Source organism: Kitasatospora sp. NPDC051170 (assembly GCF_044455705.1).
Classification (GTDB): domain Bacteria; phylum Actinomycetota; class Actinomycetes; order Streptomycetales; family Streptomycetaceae; genus Kitasatospora.
The window spans coordinates 266,431-272,901 of the sequence record NZ_JBITFA010000012.1 but is presented as its reverse complement, the minus strand read 5'-3'; the positions used below and the strand labels follow the sequence as shown (position 1 = coordinate 272,901).

Below are 6,471 nucleotides of genomic sequence, written 5' to 3'. Positions count from 1 at the left end.
CCTTCGTCGCCGACCAGCTCAACCGCCGCCCACGCAAAACGCTCGGCTGGGAAACCCCAGCCGAGCGTCTGCATAAACTCATCGCGGCCTAGACAGCCGACCACGTGTTGCAACGACCACTAGAAACCGCCGCGATCCTGCGGGCCCTTCGCCATCCCTGCGTTCCGTACCGGCTGCCCCGGTGCGGAGGTCAGGCCGTCTTCGCGCACTCCGCGCAGGTGCCGAAGATCTCCAGCGTGTGCGCGACGTCGCTGAACCCGTGCTCGGCGGCGACGGTGTTGGCCCAGCGCTCCACCGCCGGGCCCTCCACCTCCACGGTGGCGCCGCAGTGGCGGCAGACCAGGTGGTGGTGGTGCCCGCTGCTGCACCGGCGGTAGACGGCCTCGCCGTCCGAGGTGCGCAGCACGTCGACCTCGCCCGCGTCGGCGAGCGACTGCAGGGTGCGGTAGACCGTGGTCAGACCGACGGAGTCACCGCGGTGCTTGAGCAGGTCGTGGAGCTCCTGGGCACTGCGGAAGTCCGCGATCTCGTCCAGGGCCGCCGAGACGGCGGCTCGCTGCCGGGTCGAGCGGGCGCGCGGCGACGGGCCGGCGGTGGTCACCGTTGGTCCTCCTGGGGTGGGGGGCGTCTCGCACCTCATTGTGCCAGCCCCGCCCCCCGCCCCGGGGTGGTCGCGTCGGAGGAGCCCTGTGAGGAGCTCTGTGAGGATGAGGAGCCCTGCGAGGAGCTCCGTGAGGATGAGGAGCTCTGTGAGGGGAGCGCGACGTCGCAGACCTTCGGCCCCGGGTCGGCGCCCGCGCGGTGGCGGCGCCGGGCGAGCGGCGCGGCGATCGCGCTGAACACCGCGAACACGGCGATGGCGAGCAGCACGATCGCGGGCCCGGAGGGCACGTCGAGCTGGTACGAGCCGGTGACGCCGGCCAGGGCGACGACCACGCCCAGCGCGATCGAGGCGGCCTGGGTGGCGGCGAAGGAGCGGGTGAGCTGCTGGGCGGCCACGACCGGGACGACCATCAGGGCACTGACCAGCAGCAGGCCCACCACCCGCATCGCCACCGTGACGGTGACGGCGGCCATCACGGCGAGCAGCAGGTTGAGGGTGCGCACCGGCAGTCCGGTGACGCGGGCGAAGTCCTCGTCCTGGCAGATCGCGAACAGCTGGCGGCGCAGGCCGACCGTCACGGCGATGACCACGGCGCCGAGGATCGCGATGGTGATGAGGTCGGCGGGGGCGACGGTGAGGATCGAGCCCCACAGGTAGCTCTCCAGCGAGCCGGCGCCGGCCTGGGCGGACATCGAGACGAGGAGCTTGCCGCAGGCCATGCCGCCGTAGAAGAGCATCGCCAGGGCGATGTCGCCGCGCTGGTTGCCGCGGGAGCGGACCAGTTCCATGGTGACGGCGCCGAGCACGCAGACCAGCACGGCCATCCAGACCGGGCTGGTCTGGAAGATGAAGCCGAGGCCCACGCCCGTCATCGCGACGTGGCCCATGCCGTCGCCCATCAGGGCCTGGCGGCGCTGCACCAGGTAGATGCCGACGGCGGGGGCGGTGATCCCGACCAGGACGGCGGCGAGCAGGGCCCGCTGCATGAAGTCGTAGGAGAGCATCTCGGTCATGCCAGCAGCCTCGGCGGGGTCAGGTCGGCGTGCGGGTGCACGTGGTCGTGGCCGGGCAGCGCGTGCAGACCGGTGTTGGGCACGGGCGGGCCGTCGTGCGCCACGCAGCCGTCCCGCAGGACGACGGCGCGGTCGATCAGCGGCTCCAGCGGCCCGAGTTCGTGCAGGACGAGCAGGACGGCGGCGCCGCGCCCGACCTCGGCGCGCAGGGTGTCGGCGAGCACCTGCTGGCTGGCGGCGTCCACGCCGGCCATCGGCTCGTCCATGATCAGCAGGTCCGGGGAGGCGACCAGCGCGCGGGCGATCAGCACCCGCTGCTGCTGGCCGCCGGACAGGTCGGCGACGCCGTCCCCGGCGCGGTCCAGCATGCCGACGGCGTCCAGCGCGCGGTCCACGGCCTCGCGGTCCCTGCGGCGGAAGGGCAGCAGCCGGTGCTGCGCCAGCCGTCCGGTGGAGACCACCTCGCGGACGGTCGCCGGGACGCCGGAGGCGGCGGTGGTGCGCTGAGGCACGTATCCGATGCGGTGCCAGGCGCGGAAGGAGCGGTACGGCGTGCCGAACAGCTCCAGGCTGCCCTGCTCCAGGGGCACCGAGCCGATGACCGCCTTGACGGTGGTGGACTTGCCGGAGCCGTTGGCGCCGAGCAGGGCGACGACCTCGCCGGGGCGCACGGTGAGGTCGACGCCGCGCAGCACCGGGCGGCCGCCGCGGGCGGCGACGGCGTCGCGGAGGTGGACGACGGGGGGCTGGGGCAGGGGTGTCGGGTCGGTCATGGCGGTGCTTCCCGTCAGCCGGCGGTCGGGGTGCTGCTGGGGGTGGCGGTGGCGCTGCCCGGGGTGCCGAGGGCGGCCTGGAGGTTGGCCAGGTTCTGCTTCATGACGCTCAGGTAGTCGTCCTTGGCCGGGTCCTTCACGCCCTCAAGCGGGTCCAGGACGGCGGTCCTGAGGCCGAGGTCCTTGGCGACGGTGTCGGCGAGCTTGGGGCTGACCAGGGTCTCGAAGAAGATCGTGGTCACGCCGTTGTCCTTGGCGGCCTTCTGTACGTCGGCGAGGCGGGCCGGGGTGGGCTCGGACTCGGGGTCGACGCCGTTGATGGCGACCTGGGTGAGGCCGTAGTGGTCGGCGAGGTAGCCGAAGGCGGCGTGACTGGTGACGAAGGTCTTGGTCTTCGCGTCCTTCAGGCCGTCGCGGAACTCCTGGTCGAGGGCGCCGAGCTTGGTGACCAGCTCGTCGGTGTTCTTCCGGTACTCCTCGGCGTGGGCCGGGTCGGCCTTGGCGAACTCGTCGCCGACGCTCTTGGCGATGGCCGCGTAGCGGGTCGGGTCGAGCCAGATGTGCGGGTCGCCGGCCGGGCCGTCGTGCTTGTGGGCCTCGCCCTCCTGGCCCTCCGCGGGGAGGTGGTGGTCGACCAGGGGGCTGGCGGCGGTGGCGTCGACCTTGTGCTGGGTGGAGGCCTGGCCGACGGCCTGGTCGACGGTGGGCTGGAGGCCCTTGAGGTAGACGATCGCGTCGGCCTTCTGGACGGCGCCGACCTGCTTGGCGGTGAGCTCCAGGTCGTGCGGCTCGACGCCGGGGGCGGTGAGGTCGGTGACCTGGACGTGGTCCTTGCCGATCTGCTGGGCGAGGAACTCCATCGGGTAGAAGGAGGCGACGACCTTGAGCTTGCCGTCCCCGCTGGTGGCGCTGCTGTCGCCGCCGCAGGCGGTCAGGACCAGCGCGCCGGTCACGGCGGTGGCGGCCAGAGCTATGGAGGTGCGGGCGCGGCGTCCAGACTGTCCGATCATCATGACAATCATTCTCAACTTAAGTGGAAATGATTGTCAAATCACTCGATCGGGTGAACGGCAGGTGGCGATGGGTGGGGGGTGCCGGACGATACCGATTTGAACCACGTACCCATATGGCCGGTAACCTTGGGTATTCGGGTGCGAGCAACCAGCCGCGCCCTGACCGTGCCGTACGTACTGAAGAGAGCACTGTGGCCGCCGACAAGATCGACACGATCGTCAGCCTGAGCAAGCGCCGTGGCTTCGTCTACCCCTGCAGCGAGATCTACGGCGGTACGCGTGCCGCCTGGGACTACGGGCCGCTGGGTGTCGAGCTCAAGGAGAACATCAAGCGCCAGTGGTGGCGCGCGATGGTGCAGGGCCGCGAGGACGTCGTCGGACTCGACTCTTCGGTCATCCTGGCCCGTGAGGTCTGGGAGGCCTCCGGCCACGTCGCCACCTTCAACGACCCGCTGACCGAGTGCCTCTCCTGCCACAAGCGCCACCGGGCCGACCACCTGGAGGAGAAGTACGAGGCCAAGCACGGCTTCCCGCCGCCGAACGGCCTCAAGGACGTGAACTGCCCCGACTGCGGCACCAAGGGCCAGTTCACCGAGCCCAAGGAATTCTCGGGCATGCTGAAGACCCACCTCGGCATCACCGAGGAGGCGTCCGGCCTGGCCTACCTGCGCCCCGAGACCGCCCAGGGCATCTTCACCAACTTCAGCGCCGTGCAGACCACCTCGCGCAAGAAGCCGCCGTTCGGCATCGCCCAGACCGGCAAGAGCTTCCGCAACGAGATCACCCCCGGCAACTTCATCTTCCGCACCCGCGAGTTCGAGCAGATGGAGATGGAGTTCTTCGTCAAGCCGGGCGAGGACGACCAGTGGCACGAGTACTGGCTCCAGCAGCGCTGGGACTGGTACGTCGACCTCGGCATGCGCACCGAGAACATGCGCTTCTTCGAGCACCCGAAGGAGAAGCTCTCCCACTACGCCAAGCGCACGGTGGACATCGAGTACCGCTTCAACTTCGGTGGCAGCGAGTTCTCGGAGCTCGAGGGCGTCGCCAACCGCACCGACTACGACCTGCGGGTGCACAGCGAGGCGTCCGGCAAGGACCTGCGCTACTTCGACCAGGAGTCGAACGAGCGCTACTTCCCGTACGTCATCGAGCCGGCGGCCGGCCTCAACCGCGCCATGCTCGCCTTCCTCCTCGACGCCTACTTCGAGGACGAGGCGCCCAACGCCAAGGGCGTCATGGAGAAGCGCGTCGGCATGCGGCTCGACCCGCGCCTGGCCCCGGTCAAGGTCGCCGTCCTGCCGCTGTCGCGCAACGCCGACCTCTCCCCGAAGGCCCGCGGCCTGGCCGCCGACCTGCGCACCGCGTGGAACGTCGAGTTCGACGACGCCGGCGCCATCGGCAAGCGCTACCGCCGCCAGGACGAGATCGGCACGCCGTTCTGCGTGACGGTCGACTTCGACACCCTCGAGGACGACGCGGTGACCGTTCGCGACCGCGACACCATGTCGCAGGAGCGCGTGTCGCTGGACCAGGTCAAGGCGTACCTGGGCGCGCGGCTCATCGGCTGCTGAGCGTTCCCTTCCTGGGAGCCCTCGTCCGCTCCGGCCCTTCGGCCGGGGTGGGCGGGGGCTCCCTCGTGTTTCTCGGGTTTCCCGGGGCGAAGGTTGCCTGACGCGGCGCTAGCGCCAGGCCCAGCGCGAGCGGGGAGCCCGGGTGGTGGTGGGCAGGCCCGCGCTGCGCAGGGCGGCCAGGGTGGTGCGGTGGCGGGCCTCGTCGGCGAGCAGTTCGGTCAGTAACTGCCCGTACAGCGACGGGTGTTCGTTGATCGAGGCCGCCAGCCGGGCCAGCTCGGCCGGCGGGCGCAGGGCGGCCAGCTCCTGCAGCAGGATGGTGGACAGCTCGGGCAGCAGGTCGGTCGCGAGGGCGGCGAGGTCCGAGGTGGGCCGGCCGGCGGCCTGGCGCAGCAGCGTGCGGACGTCCGCCTGGCGGCCGTGCTGGCGCAGGGCGGCGGCCAGGGCGGTCAGCTCCGGCGTCGGCGCCGAACCCCACTCCCACAGCAGCGTCGCGCCGTCCGCGTGCTGCCCGGCCCGCTCCAGTGCGGCGAGCAGCACGGGCAGGTCGGTGGCCGGGTAGGCCCAGAAGGCGCGGAACAGATGCTCCGCCTCCTCCGCCAGGCCCAGCTCCCGCAGCTCCACGAGGACGGCCACCGCCTGCTCGGGCGGGGAGGTGGCGCAGGTCGCGGCGAGCTGCAGCGAGGCGCCCGTGGGGCCGCGCCGGGCGAGCATGCCGGTCAGCAGCGCCGCGTCCGGCGGGGCGAGGAGCACGGCGGCCTGGTTCAGCAGCTCGGTGACCTCGGCGCCGGCGCCGGACCGGTGGAGGGAGGTGATCCGCTGGGTGAGGGCGCCCAGGTCGGGTTTCACCGGGGGTGGCTCTTCCTGGGGCTGGGGCTGGGGCTGCGGTTCGGGCCGCGGTGGTTCGGGCTGCGGGGGTTCGGGTTGCCGGAGCTCGGGTTGCGGCCGGGGCTGCGCGGGTTCGTCGTGGTACTGGGGCTGCTGTTGGGGTTGTTGCTCGGGGTGCAGCTGTTGGTCATGTCTGAGACGTATCTCCAACTCCTGTATCTGGTCGCTCAGTTGGAGGCAGCGCGCGCCCAGCCCCTCGCGCAGGGTGCGGGCCTGGGCGAGCTGGCGCAGCAGGTCCCCGTCCGGGCGGTTGCGGCCGGGCGCCGAGCGTATGGCCTCGTTCAGTCGTCGTTCCCGCTGTCCCGCGTAGCGGCTCGCCCTCAGTAACTCGTCGAGCTCGGTACGGAGTTCGTACGCCTCCTGCTCGATGGTGAGCTGCTGGCCTGCGGTTTCCTCCATCGGCCGCATGCGCATGATCGCCCCATCCCGTCCATCTAGACCCTGACTGTGGGCCATATTGGCGAGGTTATGTGGCTGTGGAGTTAAGGGAGTGCGACCAGTCGTGTCCAAGTGGTGTCAAGGAGCGCGCAGAGGGCGGTCGTTGCGCGAAGTGCGCCGGTCGCGCTCCGGGGGCGGCGAGCACCACCGCGTGGCCACGGTGGTGCT

The 6,471-nt window shown here is 71.3% G+C and carries 6 protein-coding genes; 1 reads left to right on the top strand and 5 read right to left on the bottom strand.

Annotated elements, in window-relative coordinates; translation table 11 throughout:
• Positions 1-190 precede the first annotated feature (190 nt).
• Genes ACIBCA_RS25345 through ACIBCA_RS25330 form a run of 4 tightly spaced genes read right to left on the bottom strand, consistent with a single transcriptional unit; the run spans position 191 to position 3,403 of the window.
• Positions 191-601: a Fur family transcriptional regulator gene (locus ACIBCA_RS25345; protein WP_396285279.1), complete on the bottom strand. Its 411-nt coding sequence runs from the start codon at positions 599-601 to the stop codon at positions 191-193.
• 35 nt (positions 602-636) lie between these two features.
• Entirely contained in the window at positions 637-1,617 is a 981-nt protein-coding gene (locus ACIBCA_RS25340; RefSeq protein WP_396285278.1) for a metal ABC transporter permease, read from the bottom strand.
• On the bottom strand, positions 1,614-2,390 hold the full coding sequence (locus ACIBCA_RS25335) for a metal ABC transporter ATP-binding protein (RefSeq protein ID WP_396285277.1): 777 nt from the start codon (positions 2,388-2,390) through the stop codon (positions 1,614-1,616). The genes ACIBCA_RS25340 and ACIBCA_RS25335 overlap by 4 nt, the downstream gene beginning before the upstream one ends.
• A gap of 14 nt (positions 2,391-2,404) precedes the next feature.
• Positions 2,405-3,403, bottom strand: coding sequence for a metal ABC transporter substrate-binding protein (locus tag ACIBCA_RS25330; protein ID WP_396285276.1), 999 nt, complete (start codon positions 3,401-3,403; stop codon positions 2,405-2,407).
• A gap of 191 nt (positions 3,404-3,594) precedes the next feature.
• Here ACIBCA_RS25330 and ACIBCA_RS25325 point away from each other — a divergent pair, with 191 nt between their 5' ends.
• Positions 3,595-4,977: a glycine--tRNA ligase gene (locus tag ACIBCA_RS25325; RefSeq protein ID WP_396285275.1), complete on the top strand. Its 1,383-nt coding sequence runs from the start codon at positions 3,595-3,597 to the stop codon at positions 4,975-4,977.
• 108 nt (positions 4,978-5,085) lie between these two features.
• Here the strand turns inward: ACIBCA_RS25325 and ACIBCA_RS25320 are convergent, their stop codons facing one another.
• A complete protein-coding gene (locus tag ACIBCA_RS25320) occupies positions 5,086-6,264 on the bottom strand; it encodes a hypothetical protein (protein ID WP_396285274.1) in 1,179 nt (392 codons plus the stop codon).
• Between the last annotated feature and the right edge of the window lie 207 nt (positions 6,265-6,471).